The organism is Halorubrum saccharovorum DSM 1137, assembly GCF_000337915.1.
GTDB classification, from domain to species: Archaea; Halobacteriota; Halobacteria; order Halobacteriales; family Haloferacaceae; genus Halorubrum; species Halorubrum saccharovorum.
Genome location: NZ_AOJE01000012.1, coordinates 1 through 20,232, shown reverse-complemented (window position 1 = coordinate 20,232; position 20,232 = coordinate 1). Strand labels below are relative to the sequence as shown.

Here is a 20,232-nt window from a genome sequence, read left to right as displayed (position 1 = left end):
GCGAGTTTCGGGGGCTACAAGCGGGGGGACGCCGACGGAGGGGTATGGACCGAAGCGAAGTCGAGGCGATGAAGCCGTTGTCGACAGAGGCGGTCGACCTCGTCGAGCGGCGGATCGAGGAGGAGCACGGCTACCTCTCGTGGCTGAACACGTCGGTCGATCTCGTCGAGCGCGGCCGGGTCGTCCTCTCGATCCCGTTCGACGACAAACTGACGAACAGCGACGGCGGCACGATCCACGGGGGCGTGGCCGCGACGCTCGTCGACACCGCGGGCGGGATCGCCCAGCGCACCGCCTTCGAGGACCCCCTCTCGGGCGATGTCGCGACGGTGAACCTCAACGCGAACTACCTCCGGCCCGCGACCGGCGACCTCCGGGCGGAGGCGACGGTCGTCAGGTCCGGCGGCTCGATCGGCGTCAGCGACATGACTGTCACCAGTTCGACGAACGGCGACGCCGACGAGGTCGTCGTCGGTCAGGGATCGTTTCGGCTGTTCCGCGAGTAGCCCGCCAGATCGTCGATGAGATCGGCGAGACCGTCGATATCGCCGCCTGCGGCGGCATCGAGGTCTTCTAACGCGTCCGCGAGCTCCGCGACCGCGTCCCGCTCGACGCGGTCGGGCGCGGCGCGGACGACGACGGATTGCTCGCCGAGCGAGACGAAGCCGCAGCCGAGCCGATCCGCCGTCTCGCGGAGGCCGAGCCCGGCGTCGGCGTCGCCGGCGATCACCTTCCTGACGGGGCTCTCGAACGCGCGAACCGTCAGCTCGTAGCCGTCGATCCGGCCGGCGAGGTCGCCGCGCGACGCGTCGCGGTCGGCCGCGAGGTCGCCGAGCGCGTCGTCGAGGCTCCGACGGAGCCCCGCGTCGCTCGGCCGGTTGACGAACCGCAGGTCGCCGTCGACGAGGTCGCCGAGCCCCGTCACGCCGTCGGGGTTCCCCTCGGGGACGACCAGCCCCCACTCCCGGGTCCACCCGCCGAGGTCGACGGCGTCGACCTCGCGGTCGCTGGGTCCCGCGACGACCGCCACGTCGGGCACGCCGTCGCGGAGCCGGCGGAGCCCCTCTCGGGAGCCGACCGGGAGGTATCGGGGGTTCTCCAGGCGATCGAGCAGTCGGTTGAGCGCCGGGTCGTCCTCGCCGACGCCGAGCAGCGTCGGGGGGCGCACGTCGGGGGAGAACAGCTGAACCGAGACGCGCTCGCCCCGATCGAGGTACTCGGTGTCCGGGTCGACCGCGACGACGCCGTCGGCCTCGACGAGGCTCGTCGTCGCGCCCGACCCCTTGTCGACCGGGTAGACCAGCGGGAGATCGCCGTCGTTCAGATCGAGTAACCCGACCGGCATCAGCCGCATTCGGCCCTCACCGTAGCGCTCCCCGACGGCCATCCGCCCCTCGACGGTCGCCGTCGCGGGCTCCGGCTGGCCGGCGGCCTCGCGGATCGCGGGCGCGACGAACGTCCGGAAGATCGTGAGCGCGGAGACTGGGTAGCCGGGGAGGCCGACGTACGCCGAGCCCCCCGGCGACGCGTCCTCGTCTTCGCGCCGATCGAGCCGCCCGATCAGCATCGGCTTTCCGGGCTTGACCGCGACGCCGTGGAGCAGGAGGTCGCCGCGCTCCTCGATCACGCGGTAGATCACGTCGACCGCGCTCGCCGAGGTCGATCCCGACGAGCACACGAGGTCGCACTCGTCGGCGGCCCGGCGGAGGAGCCGCTCCATCTCGTCGTAGTCGTCGCCGGCGTGCGGGTAGAGGACGGGCTCGCCGCCCGCCTCCTCGACGCCGGCCGCGATCGTCGTCGAGTTCACGTCGTAGATCTCGCCGCGCGAGGGGTCCAGCTCGTCGCCGGGGCGCACCAGCTCGTCGCCGGTCGACACGATCCCGACCCGGGGTCTCCCCCTGACCGGCACCTCGTCGACGCCGAGCGCCGACAGCAACCCGATCTCTCTGGGCGTCAGTCGCGTTCCGGGACCGAGCGCGCGGGCGCCCGCCGCGATGTCCGCGCCCGCGCTCATCACGTGGTCGCCCGGCGCGACCGCGGTCCGGACCGCGATCCGGTCTGGTTCGCTTCTCTCGTCGTCCGGGTCCCCGTCGTCCGGCCCCCCGCCGACCTCGTCCGTCCGCTCGACCATCACCACGGCGTCGGCGCCGTCGGGCATCACGGCGCCGGTGGAGATCTCGGCGCAGGTCCCGGGCTCGACGGTCACGTCCGGCGCCGCGCCCGCGTGGACCGCCCCGACGAGGTCGAGTTCGGCCGGGTCGACCTCGTCGGCGCCGAAGGTGTCGCGGGCGCGGACCGCGTACCCGTCCATCGAGGCGCGGTCGAACCCCGGCACGTCGATGGCGGCGTCGACCCGCTCTGCGAGGACTCGGCCGCGGGCGTCCTCCAGGGGGACCGTCTCCGGCGCCGGAGAGAGGTCGAGCGAGTCGATCGCCTCGCGGGCGGCCTCGGGGGACGCGAGGTCGCGGAACTCCTTGCGGTCGCTCATGGGCTCGCCTCCCACAGCTCCACGTCGACGACCTCGCCCGCGTCGATCCCCTCCCGCGGCTCGGGGACGACGACCCAGCCGTCGGCGAGCGCGACGCTCGACAGGATGCCGGAGCCGCTGGCGCGGGTCGGCGTGGCGGCGGGGAGCGCCGATCCGTCTCCGTCGGCGTCTTCAGTCGTTTCCTCCACCGACACCCGCGCGAACGTCCGCGTCCCGGGCTCGCTCGGCACCTTCCGAGCGAGCCTCGCGCGCCGCGTCGGGAACGGCTCCGCGCTCGTCCCGCCGACGCGCTTCTGGACGGGCCGGAGGAACTGCGCGGCGTTGACGATGCAGGCGACCGGGTAGCCGGGCAGCGAGACGATCGGGGTTCCGTCGGCCGCGCCGAGGCAGACCGGGTGCCCCGGCTTCAGGGCGACGCCGTGGACGAGGACTTCCCCTAGGGAGTCGACGACCTCCGGAAGCAGGTCGCGCTCGCCGACCGACGACCCGCCGGTGGTGACGACGGCGTCGGCGTCGAGGTCCCCCTCGATCGCGGCCGCCAGCGCCTCCTCGTCGTCGGTGACCACGTCTCGGTAGCGGGCCTCCCCGCCCCACCGCTCGACCAGCCGGGAGACGGTCAGCCCGTTCGTCTCGATCACCTCGCCGGGGTCGGGATCGGACTGGACCAGCTCCTCTCCCGTCGGGATCACGGCGACGGTCGGGCGCTCGTAGACGGAGACTGCGTCGAGTCCCACCGACTTCAGGAGCCCGAGGTCTGAGGGCCGGAGAACGTGGCCCGCCTCGAAGAGTCGCTGGCCGTCCGCCACGTCCTCGCCCGCCTCGCCGACGTTCTCGCCCTCGGCGACCGCGTCGAACGCCTCGACCTCGGCGACGCGTCCGTCTCCGCTCCCCACCGGCTCTACCCGCTCGATCATCACGACCGCGTCGGCGCCGTCGGGGACCGCGCTTCCGGTGTGGACGCGTGCGGCCTCGCCGGGCGCGATCGAGTCCGCCTCGGTGCCGACCGCTCGGAGGACGGCCGGCGAGCGGTCGGACGCGCCGAAGGTGTCCTCGGCGCGGACCGCGTACCCGTCCATCGCCGCGCGGTCGTAGTTCGGGACCGGTGCGGGGGCGTCGATCGGCTCGGCGACGACCCGCCCGTCCGCGTCGGCGATCGGGACCGACTCGGTCCGACCGTGGGGATCGGCCGCGTCGAGCAGCGTCGCCAGCGCGTCCGCGACGCGCGTCCGCCGCTTGAAACCGGCCTCGCGTCTGTCGTGGCTCATGGCCTGTCGTTTCGCGCCCGCGGGCAAAAACCCGTCTCCGGCGGGAATCCCTCTCCGGCGGGCCGATCGGATCGCCGTCTTCGGGGCGGTCAGGTCACCCACGAGAGGACGCGCGCGGCGCGGTGCGCGCCCTGCGAGACGGCGACCCTGGCGGTCGAGACGATCTCGGCGACGCCGCGGCGCGCGGCGGTCGCGCTCCGGGTCGCGCCGGTCCGCGCGTAGTACCCCGACTTGCGGCCGGCGGCGCCGACGTAGTGTTTCGCCGCCATCCGGATCGGCGCGCGGCGGCCGTCGACCCGCGTGGTCCCGTTCCGGATCGCGTCGAGCACGTCGTCGGCCGTGACCGCGTCGACCGACTCGCGCCCCGGAACCTCGACTTCGGTGAACGCGCGCCCGACGTACTCCAGGTGGTGCGCGTCGCTCGCCGCGATCCCCGGATAGCCGTGCTCGGCGGCGAACCGCCGCGCGCGGCGGTTGCGGTAGCCGGTGAACAGCCACGCGTTGAACACCTCGACCGCGTCGACCTCGGGGACCCCGCCGCCCTCGGCGTCCGAGAGCGCGTTCCCGCCACCGGCGTTCGTGCCGCCGTCGGCGAGTTCGCCCCCCGCCTCGGCGCCCGCGCCGTCGGAACCCGGCACGGGGATGTTCCGCTCGCGGACGCCGTGGCGCGACCGCTGGAAGGGGTGGGGAACGATCGCGACGCCGCCGTGCTCGCGGATCCACGCGATCGTCTCGTCGTAGGGGCGCCGGCGCGGCGGCATGCGCTCGATACCGATCGCGAGCAGATGTCCGTGCGCGGTCGACACCTCGACGCCGGGGATGCCGATCAGCCCGTACTCCTCGGCGATATCCGCCGCGCGCTTCGACTCGCCGATCACGTCGTGATCGGTTATCACCACCGCGTCGAGCCCGATCTCCGCTGCGTGTTCCAAGATGAGCTCCACCGGCTCGTGGCCGTCGTAGCTGTCGTCCGAGTGGACGTGGGGGTCGATGCTGACGGTGACGCGGGACACGGCTGGGGTAACGCCGGTAGACACATAAACGCGAGCGACTCCCCGTCAGCCGAACGGGCCCCTGATTCGATCGACGGGGGATCGCCCTCCTCGGCGTCCGCCGCCTCCTCTGCCGCTTCTGCTCGCGGAACTCCCGGATCGCGGCGGCCTGATCGTCGGTCTCCTCGCCGGCCGCGGCCTCTCCAGCCGCTCCGGCACCGAAAGACGCCGGCGCGACCGGTGAGGGCACCGACGCCGGCGCCGACGGGAAGCCGTCGCAGGCCGGCCCGCCGGAGGGCGGATAGCCCGGCGCGCCGGACGAAGGGTTAGGTACCCGCGGGCGAACACGGGTGTATGGCCGATCCGACTGACCGCGAGTACGTCGACCGGGCGATCGAACTCGCCGATGAGGCCGTCGAGAGGGGGAACACGCCCTTCGGCGCGCTGCTCGTCCTCGACGGCGAGGTCGTCGCCGAAGACCGCAACGAGACGCTGACCGAGAACGACCTGGCGGCCCATCCGGAACTGACGCTCGCGCGGTGGGCCGGTCGCGAGCTCGACGCCGAGGAGCGCGCCCGTTGCACGATGTACGCCAGCACCGAGCCGTGTCCGATGTGCGCGACCGGTATCCACTACGCCGGGATCGGTCGGGTCGTCTTCGGCGTCGCGGGCGAGACGCTCGACGCGCTCACGGGCGACGTGGTGCCCATCCCCTGCGCCGAGGTGATCCGCCGGGGCGACGGCGACACGGCTGTCGAGGGACCGATCGCCGAGGCGGCCGCGATGGAGCTCCACGAATCGGTGTGCGGTGAATCGTAGCGTGAGCGAACGAGGGAGGTCTCGGTGCCCATGACCGGACCGCCCCCGGTCCTCGCGGTCGGCGCCGCGGTGATAGACGAGTGGTACGCCGTCAGCAACCTCCCCGAGCCCGACGGCGGCGCGTTCGCGAGCGAGGTGACGACCGCGTTCGGCGGCGTCGGCGCCAACGTCTGCGTCGCGCTCGACCGGCTCGGACGCGACGTGGGGCTCGTGAGCCGCGTCGGCGACGACGAGTACGGCGAGCGGGCGCGCGAGTACCTCGCGGACACCGGCGTCGACGCCTCGCGCGTCTCGGTCGGCGACGACCCCTCGACGCGGTCGGTGATCCTCAGCGACCCCGACGGCGAGCGCGCCATCGTCACCGCGGGCGAGAGCTTCCGCCGGCTCCGGCTGGACGACGCCGACCGAGAGGCGCTCGCAGCGGCCGAGACGGTCTTCCTCACCGGCTACACGCCCGACGCGGTCTCGCGGGCGGTGCTCGATACCGTCGAGTCGGCCGCCGACCCGCCCGCGCTCGTCTTCGACCTCTCCGGCTCGGTCGAGGAACTCGTCGGGAGGGGGACCGAGCCGGAGACGGTCCGCCGGCTGCTCCACGCCGCGGACCTGTTCGTCGCCGACGACGTGGCGGCCGCGGCCTACTTCGGCGGGCCGGACGCGGCGGTGGAACGGGTCGCGGCCGCACAGCGGGCGCGGGGCGGTAGCGAGCCTTCGCTGACCGGCGACGGGTGGCCCCGCGCGGTCCTCACCCACGGCGCGGACGGGATGACGGCCGTCGCCGGCGGCGAAGGCACCGAGTTCGACGCGTTCGACGTCGACGTGATCGACGCGACCGGCGCCGGCGACTCGTTCACCGCGGGGCTGATCGATCGGTGGATCGCCGGGGGCGACGGCGGCGCCTCACGCCGCGAGCGCGCGGGCGTCGCCGACGGCGTCCGGTTCGCGGCCGCGGTCGCCGCGATCAACTGCACGTCCCGGTTCGCGCAGCCGGGGCTCCCGACCCGAGGCGAGGTGGAGGCGTTCCTCGCGGAGCGCGGGTTCTGAGCGAGGTCGTGGGGGTATCGATCCGTCACCGAACCTCGTCGGCCCGCGCGACGAGCTCCGCCACCCGGTCGGCGTCGACCGGCGCGGTCGTCTCGCCGCCCTCCTTGAGCGCGGTGCCGACGATCGCGCCGTCGGCGACCCCGAGCACGTCGGCGACCGTGTCGGCCCGGACCCCGCTCCCGACGAGGACCGGGGTGTCGAGGCCGTGCGCGTCGCGGTCGGCGACGACCGCTTCGAGCGCCTCCGAGTCCAACGCCTCGCCCGTGCCGCGTCCCGAGGCGATCACGGCGTCCGCGAGCCCGCGCTCCGCGGTGTCGGCGAACGACTCCGCGGAGTGTCCCTCGGCCGAGAGCGGCGCGGAGTGTTTCACGTCCGTGTCGGCGAACACGCCCGCGTCGACGCCGAGCCGGTCTCGGAGGCGGATCGTCTCGTGGGCCTTCCCCTGCACGACTCCCTGGTCCGTGACTCGCGAGCCGGTGTGGACGTTCACGCGGACGTAGTCGGCGTCGACCGCGGCGGCGACCGACAGGGCCGCCTCCGCGTCGTTGCGGAGGACGTTGATCCCGAGCGGGAGGTCGGTCTCGCCCGCGATTTCCGTCGCGGCCCGGGTGACGCTCGCGACGACGTGTTTCGGCGCGTCGTCCGGGTAGAAGGGGGCGTCCCCGAAGTTCTCCACCATGATCCCGTCGACGCCGCCGCGGTCGAGCGCGCGGGCGTCGGCGGCGGCGCGGTCGAGCGCGTCCCGCATCGCGGCCGCGCCGTCGTCCGGCGCCTTCGGCGCCCCCGGAAGGGGCGGGAGGTGTACCATGCCGATCACCGGTGCGTCCGTGCCGAAGGTGGCCTCGAACTCCATGATACCGACCGAAGAGCCTCTCGGCCGATAAGTCTCACCACACGGGAGCCGCCCGCGCCGTGCGGACGCCGCCGCCTCCCCCACCGTTTACCCGCTCGGGCGCGAACGGGCTCAGAGAGATGGGTATCGACGTCGACACTTCCGACCCCGTCGACCGCACCGGCGAAGTGACGCTCGTCCTCTCGTTGGGGGCCGCCCGGCGGCTCGCGGAGCCGGAGGCGGCGATGGCGGACGCGCGGGAGTGGAGCCGTCACGTCGGAATCGTCGCCAACGACGCGGACGCGGTCGAGCGGTTCGCCGGCGAGACCGGAATCGAGAACGACTACGCGCTCCGGAGCTGGGACAAGTGGGGGACGCTCGGCGACATCTACGAGGAGACCGACGCTCCGCGGGCGGTGTTCGTCGGCACGTCGACCGCGAACCGGCGCGTCGCGACTCACGTCGGCTTCGAGTACGTGCCGATCGACGAGGCGGCGGAGAAGGCGGGCTGGGCGCTCTCGGAGCCCGACCAGTCGAGCGATTCGGGCGTCGTCGGTCGGCTGTGGCGGGCGGTGCGAGAGCGGTTGGGCTGAGCGGCGCTGTCCGGAGAGAGAGGGAGAGAACGGGGGAGAAGGCGGTCCGCTATCGCTCCAGTTCGACGGTCAGATCGGTCGCGATCCACGCGTCCGTGTTCCCTTCCTCGGTGAAGACGGTGCGGTCGGGCGAACAGCGACTCGCCGCGACCGACGGCCGTGCGTCCGACGACTCTTCGACTTCGCGTTCGATCCGGTCCCCGGCTGTCATTACCGATGCGTCAGAGGTGCGGGGGGTTATAGGTTTCGGTCGGCCTAAATTCCCTGGGATCCCCCTCACTTCCGGCGGCGGCGAGACGGGCGGGGGATCGGATCCCCTTAGCCCGTGGCGGCCGTCGACGGAGACGATGCCGGATTCGCTTTTCAGTCCGTTCACGCTGCGCGACACCGAGTTCCGCAACCGCGTGATGTTGTCGCCGATGTGCCAGTACTCCGCGGACGACGGGTTCGCGAACGACTGGCACCGGGTTCACCTCGGCTCGCGCGCCGCCGGCGGAGCAGGGGTCGTGATGACCGAGGCGACCGCGGTCGAACCGCGTGGGCGCATCACGCCTGACTGCCTGGGGGTCTGGTCGGACGAGCACGCCGAGGCGATCGAACCGATCGTCGAATTCGTCGGGTCACAGGGCGCGACGCCCGGGATTCAGCTCGCCCACGCCGGCCGGAAGGCCTCGCACCGACCCCCGGCCGAGGGCGGCGATCCGATCCCCACGGACCGCGAGCGCGGCTGGGAGACGGTCTCCGCGACCGACGCGCCGTACCCGGACCCGGGTGCCGGCGAGGACGAACTGGCCGCGACGAGCCGGCTGGACGGCGGGGGGATCGACGAGGTGATCGACGCGTTCGCGGCCGCCGCGGAGCGCTCGCTCGACATCGGGTTCGAGGTCGCGGAGGTCCACGCGGCCCACGGCTACCTGCTCCACCAGTTCCTCTCGCCGGTCACCAACGACCGCGACGACGCGTACGGCGGGAGCTTCGAGAACCGCACCCGCCTCGTCCGCGAGGTCGTCGAGGCCGTCCGCGAGGTCTGGCCCGACGACAAGCCCGTCTTCGTCCGGATCTCCGCGACCGACTGGCTCCCGGACCGCGACTCGTGGGACGTCGACGACTCCGTGCGGCTGGCACCCCTGCTCGCCGAGGCCGGCGCCGACCTGATCGACGTCTCCGGCGGCGGGATCCACCCGGACCAGCGGCTCCCGGGCACCGGGCCGGGGTACCAAGTCCCGTACGCCGAGGCGATCCGCGAGGGGACCGACGTGCCGGTCGCCGCGGTCGGCGGGATCACGGAGCCGACTCACGCCGACGCCCTCGTCCGAAACGGTCGGGCCGACCTCGTCGCGCTCGGCCGCGAGATGCTCCGCCACCCGTACTGGCCGCTGGAGGCCGCCCACGAGCTCGGCGCGGACGCCGACTGGCCGGTGCAGTACCGGCGCGGTCGGTTCGACTGAGACGGGTCGCCGCCCGTGTCATTCCGGCCGAGGCGAGTCCTCCACGAGGACGAGACCCCCCCGCACGCTCCGGGAAGACTTATTCCGCTCCCGCGAACCGACGGGGTATGGAGTACCGAGAGTTCCCCGACGAGCGCGCCGACGAGTTCGACGCGTTCATGCGGTACGCGTTCTCCCCCGCCGAGGGACCGTACGATCCCGAGGAGGCGGACGACCGGGACACCATCGCCGACACGCGGGGCCTGTTCGACGGCGGCGACCCGGTCGCGGTCTGCGCGCACCACTACTTCTCGCTGCGGATCCGCGGCGACGACCGCGAGGTCGCCGGGCTCTCCGCGGTCGCGTCTCCCCCGGAACACCGACGGCAGGGGAACATCGGCCGCATGCTCCGGGAGTCGTTGGCGGAGTACCGCGACCGCGGCGTCTCCGTCTCGACGCTGTGGCCCTTCGAGTACCCCTTCTACGCCGGCTACGGCTGGGCGACCGGGAGCCGCTACCGCCACCTCACCGCGCCGCCGGAGCAGCTCGGCTTCGTCGACGACCTGATCGCGACCGCGGGCGCCGACGCCGGGACCTTCCGCCGGCTCGGAGAGGACGACTACGCGGCCGTGAAGCCTGTGCTCGCGGCGATGGCGGACCGCTACGACCTGACGATGGACTGGACCGAGGAGTGGTGGCGCGAGCGCGCCCTGCAAGGGTGGAAGACCGACCCGTTCGTCTACGGCTGGGAGCGAGGCGGCGACCTCCGGGCGCTCTGCGCGTACAGCTTCGACGACGACGCGGGCGACGCGGACGACCCCGTGATGCGCGTCTCCGACGTCGCCGTCGCGGACGACGAGGCGTGGTTCCAGCTCCTCAGACTCTTCCGCAATCACGACTCACAGGTCTCCGAGATCCGGATCCGCGCCCCGCCGGACGCGCCAGTACTCGACCTCGTCGACGACCCTCGCGCGGTCGACTGCGAGGTCCGGACCGGGCCGATGGTCCGGCTCGTCGACGTCGCCGCCGCCCTCGAAGCGCTCGCCCCGGGCCCGGAGATCGAGACCGCGTTCTCGCTCTCTGTCGTCGACCCCCTCGCCGACTGGAACGACGGGACGTTCCGGGTCGCCGTCGCGGACGGGTCGGTGGCGGTCGAGCGCGGGGGCGCCGCCGAGCGCGGGGGCGCCGCCGAGCGCGGCGAGCCGGAAAGCGGCGGCAAAGAAACCGCGGACGCCGCGGTCGACATCGGCGCCCTCTCGCAGCTGTACGTCGGGTACACGTCGGTCGACGAGGCGGTCCGGAGCGACGGGCTCACCGTCGATTCCCCGCTCGGCGACGACCTCCGAACGCTGTTCCCGCCGCGGACGACGCACCTGCGCGAGGGGTTCTGAGGCGTTCCGCTCGAAGAGCGCTTCCGCGACCCGGCCGGGCTTTTTATCCGCGGACCGCCTACGACGCGGCATGAGTTCCCGCGACGACCGACGCGACGACGACCTCGAGGAGCGGCTCGACGAGCTCGAAGCCGTGTTGAGCGAGCTCCGCCGCGACCTCCGCGAGACCGAGCGGGATCGCCGCGGCCCCCCGCGACCGCCGCGGCTCTCCGAGCTCGTCCGATTCACCGAGCGGTACACCATCCCGACGCTGATCGCCCTCCTCGAAACGACGATCAAGTCGCTCGAACTGGTGCAGGGGACGCTCCGGCTCGCCGACCCCGGCCGGAGCCTCGACGAGGCGGGCTCGGCGGCCGACCGGCTCGGCGACGTGCGAGACGGCGCGAGCGCCGGGCTCTCGCGGTCGCTCTCGGAGCTTCGAACGGCCCTCTCCGAGGCCGACCTCCCGGAGGAGGCCGCCTCGCGGTCGATCATCGAGGACGCGCGCGACCTCACGGCGGAGATCGAGGCCCGGATCGACGAGGGGCGACGCGAGGCCGACGCGGCACGGCGCGGGCGGCGGGAGCGGTCCGACGCACGGGACGAGAACCATCCCACCGGCGACGCGAACGACGACGACCGCGGCGGTAGCGGCAGCGGCAGCGGCGACCGCGGCGTCCGGATCGACGTGACCGACCCGGACGGGGAGGGCGAACACGAGAAGGGGGACGCGGACGACCCCGACGACGACGACCCCGCGCCCGAGGTCGACGTGGAGTCGGAGCTCGAGTCGATCAAGCGCCAGCTCGGCGACGACGAGTCTGAGGCGGCGGCCGCGGCCGACAACGAGGCGGCGGACGCCGGTGACGAGACGGGAGACACCGAGGACGCGGCGGCCGACACCGACCCGGATTCGACGGAGAAGGGCGGTTCTATCAATGACGGAGACGACGACGAACCGGTCGGCGGAGACGACGACACCGACCGCGACTCGGCCTGACCGCCGGATATCCGACCCGCCGCTCGGCCCTTCAGAAGTCGACGCCGAGCCGCTTCGCGACCCGCTCGGCCGAGTCGAGGAGGAGCGTCTCGTCGTCGGTGAACACCTCGAGGGCGACGGTGCCGTCGAAGCCGCTAAGCTCGGACTCCACGAGGCCGTAGTCGACCTCGCCGGCCCCCACAGGGAGATGGGTGTCGCCGCGGCGGCGGACGTCGTGACAGTGGAGGTGGGAGATCCGGTCGCCGTGGCTCCGCAGGAACCGCTTTATCGCCTTGTTGTCGCCCTCCATGTACGCGTGGCCGAGGTCGAAGCAGATCGGGGTGTCGGTCTCCCGAGCGAGGTCGCCGAGGACGGACAGCTGGAGCCCCGCGTGCTGGTGGCCGACGTTCTCGACGACGACCTCGACGCCCGCCTCGCGGCCGGCGTCGGTGACTCGCCGGAGCTGGTCGGCGGCGACCTCGCGGAACTCGGTGTCGTCGCGGTCGGCGGAGGTGGCGTGGAGGACGGCCTTCTCGGCGCCCAGGTCGCCGGCGGCCTCTAAGAGGCGGCGCTGGTAGCCGACGATCGCGTCGTTGACCTCGGGGACGTACGTCGCCAGCCGCTGGCTGTACGGGAGATGGACGAGCAGGTCGCGGCCGTTGAGCGCGTCAGTCAGCCGCCCGCGGTCGATCTCGCCCGGTACGAGCGTCGGTTCACCGACGCCGAGCTCGCAGAAGTCGAACCGCGACGGCGACGCCGCGAGCCGGTCGAGGTCGTCGCCGACGGTGAGGCCGATGTCCATGTCGGCGGTCGGGGCGGCGTTCGGATAAATGGTGCCGCCGACTCAGTCGTCGAGCGGGTTGTCCACGTCGATCGCGCCCGAGTCGATCTCGGCCTCGACCTCGCGGACCGCGGTGACCATGTTCTCGGTCTTGCCGTACGCGATCTCACGGGGAAGGAGCTTCAGTCCGCAGTCGGGCGAGATCGTGAGCTTCTCCGGCGGGACGACGCGGAGGCCCTGCCGGATGTTCTCTTTGATCTCCTCGACGGGCTCGATCTCGGCGGTGTGGGCGTCGACGACGCCGAGCGCGAGGTCGGGCTCGAACTCGGGGTCGGTGAACGTGGGGATCTGCTCGAAGTCGCCGTTACACAGCTCCACGTCGAACTCGTCGATCGGGTAGTCGTTGATCTCGGGGTAGATCCGCGAGTAGTCGCCGTAACAGACGTGGAGGCCGATCCGGACCTCCTCGTCGATGCCCGAGACGATGCGTTCGAGGGCCTCGCCGACGATGGCGTGGTCCTCGGGCGTCGTCGCCAGCGCGGGCTCGTCGATCTGGATGTAGCGCGCGCCGGCCTCGACCAGCTTCTCGACCTCCTCGTTGACGAGGTCCGCGAGGTCGTACACGAGCTCCTCGGTGGAGGGGTACGCCTCGTTGAACGCCCAGAACCCGAGGGTGTACGGCCCCGTGATCGGCACCTTGACGGGGCGCTCGGACACGTCGGAGGTGAACTCGAACTCGTCGACGAGCCACGGCTCGTCGTACTCGACCTCCTCGACGACGGAGGGCTTGTCGAAGTAGTTGTGGCCCCACACCTTCACGGGGCCGTTGAACTCGTAGCCGTCGATCCGGTCGGCGAAGAACTCCACCATCTCGTTGCGGCGCATCTCGCCGTCGACGACCGTGTCGAGCCCGGCGCGCTCGTGCTCGTGGGTGATCAGCCGACAGGCGTCGTCGTGGGCCTCCTCCAGATCCCCTTCGTCGAACTTCGAGTCGGGGTCGTCGACCAGCTCGTCGGCGCGGTTGAGCCACTTCGGCTTCGGGTACGAGCCGACGACGGTCGTGAGCAGGAACGCGTCGTTCGGGTGGTCGTGCGGGCGGAACTGTTCGCGGTTGGCAGACGGATTTCGGACCATTAATCGAGCACCTCCGCGGCGGCGGAAAGGGCGTTCAGCTTCGCGCGGTACTTGTTGGCGGGCAGGTAGAACAGCTCGGTGTTCGGCGTCAGGTAGGTCGTGTCGAATCCTTCCGCGGGCACCTGCGACTCGAACCACTCGACGCGCTCCGCGACCGTCTCCGGCTCCTCGACGAGCGTGTTCTGCCCGTCGACGAGCCCGAGCGCGAGCGAGTCGGTGGCGCCGAACTCCTGGACGTTGTACACGGTGTCGTCGCGGTCGCCGGCGACGAGGTCGAGCCCGAGCGCGTCCGCGCCCGCCTCGTCGACGAGGTGCGCGTACAGCTTCTCGTCAAGCGCGCCGTAGAAGGTCTGGACGACCACGTCGGCGTCGGTCGCGTCGGTGACCGTCGCGATCGCGTCCGTCGCGGCCGACTCCTCGCCGTCGGCCGGCGGGTTCGTCACCAGCGACGGCTCGAGGAGGAACAGCGTCTCGTGGGCCGGGAACGCCTCGACCTCGCCGGCGAGGAACTCGGCGATCGCGGCCTGGAACGCGGCCTCGTCACCGTAGTGTTCGTCGGTCGCGAGTTCTGCGAGCGAGTAGGGACCGGGAAGCGTCGCCGCGAGGGGCGCCTCCCCGTCGATCAGGTCGGTCGCCCGCTCCAGTTCCCGCGCCACGTCGCCGGAGGCGTCGAGGTCGTCGACGACCCGCGGGTCGCGGTAGAAGTTGTTGTTGTCGTAGTACCGGACGATCCCGCCGGTCTCGACGCTGTCGTGCACCGTCAGCGGGTGCGCGATCATGTCGTCCCAGCGCCCCTGTCCCTCGACGACGCGGTCGAGGCCGGCGTCCAACTGGTCGTCGACGTACTCCGCGCGCACCTCGGCGTACTCCTCGACGATCGCCTTGCTCTCGTCGCCGCTCAAGAGGTCACCCTTCTGGTGCCCCTTGAGGTCGGAGAGCGTCTCCTTCGCCCAGTCCGGGAGCGGGTACAGCCCCGGCGTGGCCGCGACTCGTTCAGTCATCACCGTTGGTTCGATATGCCGTCGTATAATATTTGCTAATACGTTTTATGCTCTGAAGTTATCACCGGAGGCCAGCCGAACCGTTAAGCCGACCGTCGGGGATCGGTACCCATGAGCGTCGTCTCCCTGTTCCCCTCCGCCACCGAGCTGGCGGCCGTGATCCGCCCGGACCGATTCGGGGAGCCCGACGAGAAGGTGCGGCGCGTCGACCCGGCGGCGACGTGAGCGGCGGACCGGCCGACTGAGCCGACTGAGCCGACTACGCTCGCCGTTCGAGCCGCAACACGGTGAGCGTCTCGAACGGGAACGACTCCTCGACGACGACCTCGTGGTCGAACCCGGCGTCCTCGACGAGGTCGAGCACCTCGTCGTACCCCGTCAGCGACGAGACCAGGAGCAGGACGACGCCGCCGGGCGCGAGCACCCGCCCCACGTCGTCGAGGAACGGCTCGATGAGTTCGCGGCCCGACTCGCCGCCCGAGAGCGCGTGCTCCATCCAGTCGTCCCACTCGTTGTCCGGGTCGGTCGGGAGGTACGGCGGGTTGAAACACACCGTGTCGAACGCGTCCGCCCGGAACGGCGAGAGGAGGTCGGCGACGACCCCCTCGACGCCGCGCTCGCGCGCCTGTCGCGCGGCGTGCGGATTGAGGTCGCTGCCGACCACGTCGAGCCCGCGCTCCTCGGCGACCCGCTGAGCCACCCATCCCGAGCCCGTCCCGACCTCCAGCACCCGCCCGTGCGCCTCCGCGACGGCCGCCTCCGCGAGGAGCCCGGAGTCCTCGGCCGGCTGGTACACGACGGCCTCGTCGACGCCGCGCCGCTCCGCGAGGCCGGCGTCGGGATCGTCTTCGGTCATCGGTTCGACCCCTCTGAGCCGCCGCTGTCTCCGTCCTCACTTTCGGTCGCCTCTCCGCCCTCGGCGTCCGGATCACCGCTTTCGCCGCCCGAGCGCGACCCGCTACGAGTCGCCGCTCGCCCCTCGACCGACGCGTCCAACTGCGGGCCGGTGGCGTCCGCGCTCCGCGCGGAGAGCGTCTGCTGCGGGAAGGGGATCACGATCCCCTCGTCTTCGAGCGCCGCCTTGATCGCGTTCATCGCGGCGGTTTGGGTGCGCCAGCGCTTGCGCATGCTCGGGTTCCGGATCCAGTAGCGGAGCCCGAGCACGACCGCGGAGTCGGCGAACCGCTTCGTCACGGCGTTCGGCTCGGGCATCGCGGCCACGTCCTCGACTCCGGCGACGGTCTCCTCGATCACCGCCGCCGCGCGCTCGACGTCGGTGTCGTAGTCGACGCCGACCTCGACCTCGATGCGCAGCCGGTTCCGCCGCGACCGGTCGATTATCGAGCCCGAGCGCACGTCGTCGTTCGGGAGCGTGATCACCTCGCCGTCGAACGACCGGAGGCGGGTGCTCATGATCGAGATCTCCGTCACGGTCCCCTCGTGGTCGCCGACCTCCACCCAGTCGCCGACCTCGAACGGGCGGGAGAACATCAGCACGAAGCCGGCGAGGATCGCCCCGAGCGTCTGGCGCGCCGCCATCCCGACCACGATCCCGAGGAATCCGGCCCCGACGAGGAGCCCGCCGACGTTGTCGGTGAACAGCCCGACGACGACGAGAATCGCGAAGGTGTACACCGATATCTGAGTGAGCCGCCGGATCACCTCCTCCTGGTGGTCGGACAGCGCCGCGCTCTCGGCGGATATCTCGCTGATGACGCCCCCGAGGAAGTCCGTGACTGCGTACGCGCTCGCCAGGAGCACCACCGCGAGCACGACGTTCGAGAACTGGTCCGCGATCGCCGCCGACTCGTAGGCATCGAGGAGCGCGCCGCTCCGGTCCCACACCGCGAGCAGCGAGAGCGCGCCGACCGCGGTGGCCCCGGCGACCGCTATCGACAGCAGGAGCCGTCGCTTCGAGGAGAGCTCGCCGTTCCGTCGCTTCACCCAGGCGGTGAGTAGCCGGACGCCGAGCACGGCGGCGACGATCAGCACGGAGGCCGCGACGCGCCGGACGTTCCCCGTCAGGGCCCCGTAGAGGTCGCCGAGGGGGCCGGGAAGTGCGGTCGCGCTCTGCGCGAGAAGTGACGCGATCACGGGTCCCCTCCGTCGGCGGCGGCATCACCCGACGCCGTTTCGTCGGTCCCGTCTCCGCCCGACGCCGTTTCGTCGGTCCCGTCTCCGCCCGACGCCCGTTCTCCGGCCGCGTCACCGCCGGCCGGCGACACCGCGGTTCCCGGCCGGTTCGACAGCTCGCGCTGCGGGAAGGGGATCCGGATCCCCTCGCGATCGAACGCCGCCTTGACCGCCTCGATCACGGCGTTTTGCGCGTTCCACTTGTGCTGGATCGTCGGCGGCTGGATCCAGTAGCGGAGCCGGAGCACGACCTCGGAGTCGCCGAAGCGACGCCGGATCACGTCGGGCGAGGGCGTGTCGTTCACGGCGTCGCACTCCTCCATCGCCTCGGTGGCGACGCGGGCGGCGGCCGCGATGTCGGCGTCGTAGTCGATCCCCACGTCGGTCGTCAGTCGGAGCGAGTCGGTCCGCGTGAAGTTGGTCACCTCGCTGCCGGTCACCTCGTCGTTCGGGATGAGGACGTGCTCCTCGTCGAAGGTCCGGATCTGCGTGTTGTAGAGGGTGACCTCGGTGACGATCCCCTCTCTGTCCGAGACGGTGATCCAGTCGCCGACCTCGAACGGGCGAGCGAACAGGATGACGAACCCCGAGAGCGCCCCGGAGAGCGTCTTTCGCGCCGCGAAGCCGACGACGACGCCGAGCGCCCCCGCGCCGAGGAACAGGCTCTCGACCGGGATCCCCCACAGCGTGACGACGAACGCGATCGCGGGGACGAACATGACCAGCTGGACGATGTGGTGGGCGATCTCCTGCTGGTGTTTCGAGACCATCTCGCGTCGAGTCCCGTACGCGATCGCCCGCCTCGTGAGCAGCGTCGCGGTGTACGCGCCGGCGAAGACGATAGCTGTCACAAGCGTGCGGATCAGGTCCGAGGGACCGATCGCGATGAACTCGAAGGCGGCCTCGACCTCGGCGGTCAGCTCCCAGACGCCCACGAGGAAGCCGGTGAAGACGAACGTCGCGGCGGTGACGGCGGCCCACTGAACGGTCCGGACGACGTCGTCGGCGAACCGCTCTCTCGCCCATCGCCCCCCGACGACGAGCAGGCCCGCGAGGAGCAACAGCGCCGCGATCGCGGCGGCGGTCGCGGCGTACTGCTCGACCGTGGTCTCGAACCGCTGTTCGATCCGGAGCGCCCACCGCCAGTACCACGGGATCTGAAGCGCGAGCGGAGCCCCCGGCCACGTCATCGGGTCAGACCTCCGTCGGCGAGCCGCGCTCCCGAGCCAGCTCGGCCAGCGCCGCGAACGCCGACGGCTCTAGGTCGCCAGGTCGGCGGCGGAGCAGGTCCTCGTCGGCGGCGTCGACGACCGACTCCGGGTCGTCGAGCCCGGAGATGTGGCCGGTGTTCCGGACCGCGTTCCGGACCGTCTTGCGCCGCTGGGTGAACAGCGCCTTCACGAACCGGAGGAAGAACGCCTCGTCGCCCACCTCGTACTCCGGGTCGCGGGGCGTACACCGGACGACGGCGCTCTCGACGGCTGGCTGTGGATCGAACGCCTCCTTCGGGACCCGCTCGACAATCTCCACGGCCGCGTAGTGCTGGGCCGAGACGGAGAGCCGACCGTACTCGGACTCGCCCGCGGACGCCACCATGCGGTCGGCGAACTCGGCCTGGAACATCAGCACGAGCGGCTTCCCCTCGGGGAGCAGCCGGAAGGCGATCTCCGAGGAGACGCCGTACGGGAGGTTGGCGACGCAGGCGGTGAACGGCGGCAGGTCGACGTCGAGCGCGTCGCCCTCGATCACGTCGAGGAGGCCGTCGTCGACCGCGGTCGCGAACTCCTCGCGGAGGAAGTCGGCGAAGACGCCGTCGCGCTCGATCACGGAGAGGCGGCCGTTCTCAGCCGCGACCGCCGCCAGCAGCCGGTCGGTGAGCGCGCCCGCTCCCCCGCCGATCTCCAAGAGGTGGCTCGCGTCGGCGTCGTCGGGGAGGTACGCGGGGATCCGATCGAGCACGCGGTCGTCGACGAGGAAGTGTTGGTCGCGGTCGGGGTTCGCGCGCTCCCCGGCCCGCCGGGCGAGCGCGTCGGGGTCGCGGTCCCCGTACGCCGCGCCAGCGCCCGTCGATGAATCGGTCATGGCCGCGTTACTCCGCCGCTCCGGGTAAAAGTCCCGTTTCGGGGCGTCGCTCGTCGGCTCGTCGACCCGTCGACCCGTCGCGCCGGGCCGGCGGGACCTCACTCCTCGTGGCCGGCGAACCGCCGGTACTTGAGGTCCTCCTCGCGGATCTCCTCGACGATCCGCTCGACGATCACCTCCCGCGGGCGGTGAAGCCCGGCGATGCGCTCGGAGACCTCCTCGAAGCTCTCGAAGGGGCCGCGCTTCCGCTCGTCGAGCACCTTGTTCCGGAGCTGTTTGCCGATCCCCGGCAGGAGGTTGAGCTGGTGGAGCCGGAGGGTGATCGGGCCGGCCTCGTTGTAGAAATCGACGAAGCGCTCCTCGTTGCCCTCGACGATGTCCGCGACCGCGTACTCGATCTCGGCGGCCGCGTTCCGTGTGAGATCGTCGAACGACACCTCCCGATACCGGCCGACCTCGGGACTGTCGAGCGCGATCCGGTCGCTCACGGAGACGTCCGCCGCCTCGTCGAGCGCGAGCTCGTACAGCCGGAACGCGTCCGTTCCGAGCCCGTACGCGACCGGCGACTTCCGGTACTGCGGGCGGTCGTCGTCCGGTCGCCCGTTGGGCATCACGTCCAACAGGACGACCGCGGGACCGTCGCCCCCGCCGGATTCGGGCCCCGCGTCGGAGGTGCCGCCCGCGTCGGGCGCGTCGGTTTCGGGATTGCTCATACGTGTTTTAGCGTTCCGCGCAGTGAAAAAACCGCTGGCGCGCGGGGCCGAGGGCGACCGATTCCGGATCCTCTGGAGCCGGCGAAAGCCAAAAGCCCGTCTGTCCCTCACGAGCGGTATGAACGAGCCCGGCACCGAGGGCGTGCTGTTGGGCCAGGAGGCGCTCCACGATCGGCTCGACGACGCGCCCGACTGGCTGCAGGCGCACTACCGCACGTTCCGCGAGTCGATGCTCGGCGAGCGCGACGGTTCGCCGTTCCCCTGCTACTTCGGCATCGAGGTCGAGCGCGAGGGGGACCTGCTGTACGCCGCCTGCGAGTCGACCACCGACCCGGCGGCCCTGCTCCGCCTCCGCGACGTCCTCCTGGAGTACCTCGACACCTACGCGGACCACGCCGACCGCGCCCCGTTGGCGGTCTTTTTCCGCCCGCCCGACGGCGACCCCGGCGAGGCGGGCTACCACGAGCGCCTCTGGCACGTCCTGGAGTTCCTCCACGTTCACGACCCCGAGCCGTGGCCCGACGACATCCCGACCGACCCGGACACGCCCCGGTTCGAGTTCTCTTTCGGCGGAGAGCCGCT

General features: G+C 72.0%; 21 protein-coding genes. 8 read left to right on the top strand and 13 right to left on the bottom strand.

Features of this window, described 5'->3' with window-relative positions; translation table 11 throughout:
* The first annotated feature begins 44 nt into the window (after positions 1–44).
* Positions 45–506, top strand: coding sequence for a PaaI family thioesterase (locus tag C471_RS04150; protein WP_004046772.1), 462 nt, complete (start codon positions 45–47; stop codon positions 504–506).
* On the opposite strand, the gene C471_RS04145 is transcribed toward C471_RS04150, so the two are convergent.
* The 3 genes from C471_RS04145 to C471_RS04135 all read right to left on the bottom strand — a co-directional run bounded on the left by C471_RS04145 (position 476) and on the right by C471_RS04135 (position 4,766).
* Positions 476–2,488 carry a molybdopterin biosynthesis protein gene (locus C471_RS04145; RefSeq protein WP_004046771.1) on the bottom strand — a complete coding sequence of 671 codons (2,013 nt, stop codon included), beginning with the start codon at positions 2,486–2,488 and terminating at the stop codon, positions 476–478. The genes C471_RS04150 and C471_RS04145 overlap by 31 nt on opposite strands.
* Complete coding sequence (locus tag C471_RS04140; RefSeq protein ID WP_004046770.1) at positions 2,485–3,753, bottom strand: molybdopterin molybdotransferase MoeA; 1,269 nt, start codon at positions 3,751–3,753, stop codon at positions 2,485–2,487. The genes C471_RS04145 and C471_RS04140 overlap by 4 nt, the downstream gene beginning before the upstream one ends.
* Positions 3,754–3,842: 89 nt before the next feature.
* Positions 3,843–4,766: a CehA/McbA family metallohydrolase gene (locus tag C471_RS04135; protein ID WP_004046769.1), complete on the bottom strand. Its 924-nt coding sequence runs from the start codon at positions 4,764–4,766 to the stop codon at positions 3,843–3,845.
* A gap of 333 nt (positions 4,767–5,099) precedes the next feature.
* Between C471_RS04135 and C471_RS04130 the strand changes: the two genes are divergently transcribed.
* Both C471_RS04130 and C471_RS04125 read left to right on the top strand, forming a co-directional pair.
* Positions 5,100–5,564: a nucleoside deaminase gene (locus C471_RS04130; RefSeq protein WP_004046768.1), complete on the top strand. Its 465-nt coding sequence runs from the start codon at positions 5,100–5,102 to the stop codon at positions 5,562–5,564.
* Positions 5,565–5,594: 30 nt separating this feature from the next.
* Positions 5,595–6,605, top strand: a complete 1,011-nt coding sequence (locus C471_RS04125) for a carbohydrate kinase family protein (protein WP_004046767.1) — start codon at positions 5,595–5,597, stop codon at positions 6,603–6,605.
* A 25-nt stretch (positions 6,606–6,630) separates the two neighbouring features.
* On the opposite strand, the gene C471_RS04120 is transcribed toward C471_RS04125, so the two are convergent.
* Positions 6,631–7,458 carry a BtpA/SgcQ family protein gene (locus tag C471_RS04120; protein ID WP_004046766.1) on the bottom strand — a complete coding sequence of 276 codons (828 nt, stop codon included), beginning with the start codon at positions 7,456–7,458 and terminating at the stop codon, positions 6,631–6,633.
* A 119-nt stretch (positions 7,459–7,577) separates the two neighbouring features.
* On the opposite strand from C471_RS04120, the gene C471_RS04115 reads away from it, so the two are divergent.
* Complete coding sequence (locus C471_RS04115; protein ID WP_004046765.1) at positions 7,578–8,030, top strand: DUF7124 domain-containing protein; 453 nt, start codon at positions 7,578–7,580, stop codon at positions 8,028–8,030.
* A gap of 49 nt (positions 8,031–8,079) precedes the next feature.
* Here the strand turns inward: C471_RS04115 and C471_RS17585 are convergent, their stop codons facing one another.
* Positions 8,080–8,241 carry a hypothetical protein gene (locus C471_RS17585; RefSeq protein ID WP_004046764.1) on the bottom strand — a complete coding sequence of 54 codons (162 nt, stop codon included), beginning with the start codon at positions 8,239–8,241 and terminating at the stop codon, positions 8,080–8,082.
* A gap of 136 nt (positions 8,242–8,377) precedes the next feature.
* Here C471_RS17585 and C471_RS04110 point away from each other — a divergent pair, with 136 nt between their 5' ends.
* The 3 genes from C471_RS04110 (at position 8,378) to C471_RS04100 (ending at position 11,827) form a co-directional block, all read left to right on the top strand.
* The gene (locus tag C471_RS04110; protein ID WP_004046763.1) at positions 8,378–9,478 is read left to right on the top strand and encodes an NADH:flavin oxidoreductase/NADH oxidase; all 1,101 of its coding nucleotides are present in this window, start codon (positions 8,378–8,380) and stop codon (positions 9,476–9,478) included.
* 107 nt (positions 9,479–9,585) lie between these two features.
* Complete coding sequence (locus C471_RS04105; RefSeq protein WP_004046762.1) at positions 9,586–10,848, top strand: GNAT family N-acetyltransferase; 1,263 nt, start codon at positions 9,586–9,588, stop codon at positions 10,846–10,848.
* A 70-nt stretch (positions 10,849–10,918) separates the two neighbouring features.
* Positions 10,919–11,827, top strand: coding sequence for a DUF7547 family protein (locus C471_RS04100; protein WP_004046761.1), 909 nt, complete (start codon positions 10,919–10,921; stop codon positions 11,825–11,827).
* 31 nt (positions 11,828–11,858) lie between these two features.
* Here C471_RS04100 and C471_RS04095 read toward each other — a convergent pair whose 3' ends face one another.
* The 8 genes from C471_RS04095 to C471_RS04060 form a co-directional block, all read right to left on the bottom strand.
* Positions 11,859–12,608: a sugar phosphate isomerase/epimerase family protein gene (locus C471_RS04095; RefSeq protein WP_004046760.1), complete on the bottom strand. Its 750-nt coding sequence runs from the start codon at positions 12,606–12,608 to the stop codon at positions 11,859–11,861.
* Positions 12,609–12,650: 42 nt separating this feature from the next.
* Complete coding sequence (locus C471_RS04090) at positions 12,651–13,721, bottom strand: methionine synthase (RefSeq protein WP_004046759.1); 1,071 nt, start codon at positions 13,719–13,721, stop codon at positions 12,651–12,653.
* Positions 13,721–14,722: a hypothetical protein gene (locus tag C471_RS04085; RefSeq protein ID WP_004046758.1), complete on the bottom strand. Its 1,002-nt coding sequence runs from the start codon at positions 14,720–14,722 to the stop codon at positions 13,721–13,723. The genes C471_RS04090 and C471_RS04085 overlap by 1 nt, the downstream gene beginning before the upstream one ends.
* Positions 14,723–14,981: 259 nt before the next feature.
* Positions 14,982–15,578, bottom strand: coding sequence for a HemK2/MTQ2 family protein methyltransferase (locus C471_RS04080; protein WP_004046757.1), 597 nt, complete (start codon positions 15,576–15,578; stop codon positions 14,982–14,984).
* Positions 15,575–16,816, bottom strand: a complete 1,242-nt coding sequence (locus C471_RS04075; protein ID WP_004046756.1) for a mechanosensitive ion channel family protein — start codon at positions 16,814–16,816, stop codon at positions 15,575–15,577. The genes C471_RS04080 and C471_RS04075 overlap by 4 nt, the downstream gene beginning before the upstream one ends.
* Complete coding sequence (locus C471_RS04070; RefSeq protein ID WP_004046755.1) at positions 16,813–18,045, bottom strand: mechanosensitive ion channel family protein; 1,233 nt, start codon at positions 18,043–18,045, stop codon at positions 16,813–16,815. Before C471_RS04070 ends, C471_RS04075 begins: the two co-directional genes overlap by 4 nt.
* A gap of 4 nt (positions 18,046–18,049) precedes the next feature.
* Positions 18,050–18,937, bottom strand: a complete 888-nt coding sequence (locus C471_RS04065) for a 16S ribosomal RNA methyltransferase A (RefSeq protein ID WP_004046754.1) — start codon at positions 18,935–18,937, stop codon at positions 18,050–18,052.
* Positions 18,938–19,035: 98 nt separating this feature from the next.
* Positions 19,036–19,650 carry a DUF655 domain-containing protein gene (locus tag C471_RS04060; protein WP_004046753.1) on the bottom strand — a complete coding sequence of 205 codons (615 nt, stop codon included), beginning with the start codon at positions 19,648–19,650 and terminating at the stop codon, positions 19,036–19,038.
* 118 nt (positions 19,651–19,768) lie between these two features.
* Here C471_RS04060 and C471_RS04055 point away from each other — a divergent pair.
* The coding region (locus C471_RS04055) for a YqcI/YcgG family protein (RefSeq protein WP_004046752.1) at positions 19,769–20,232 on the top strand (464 nt) is incomplete at its 3' end.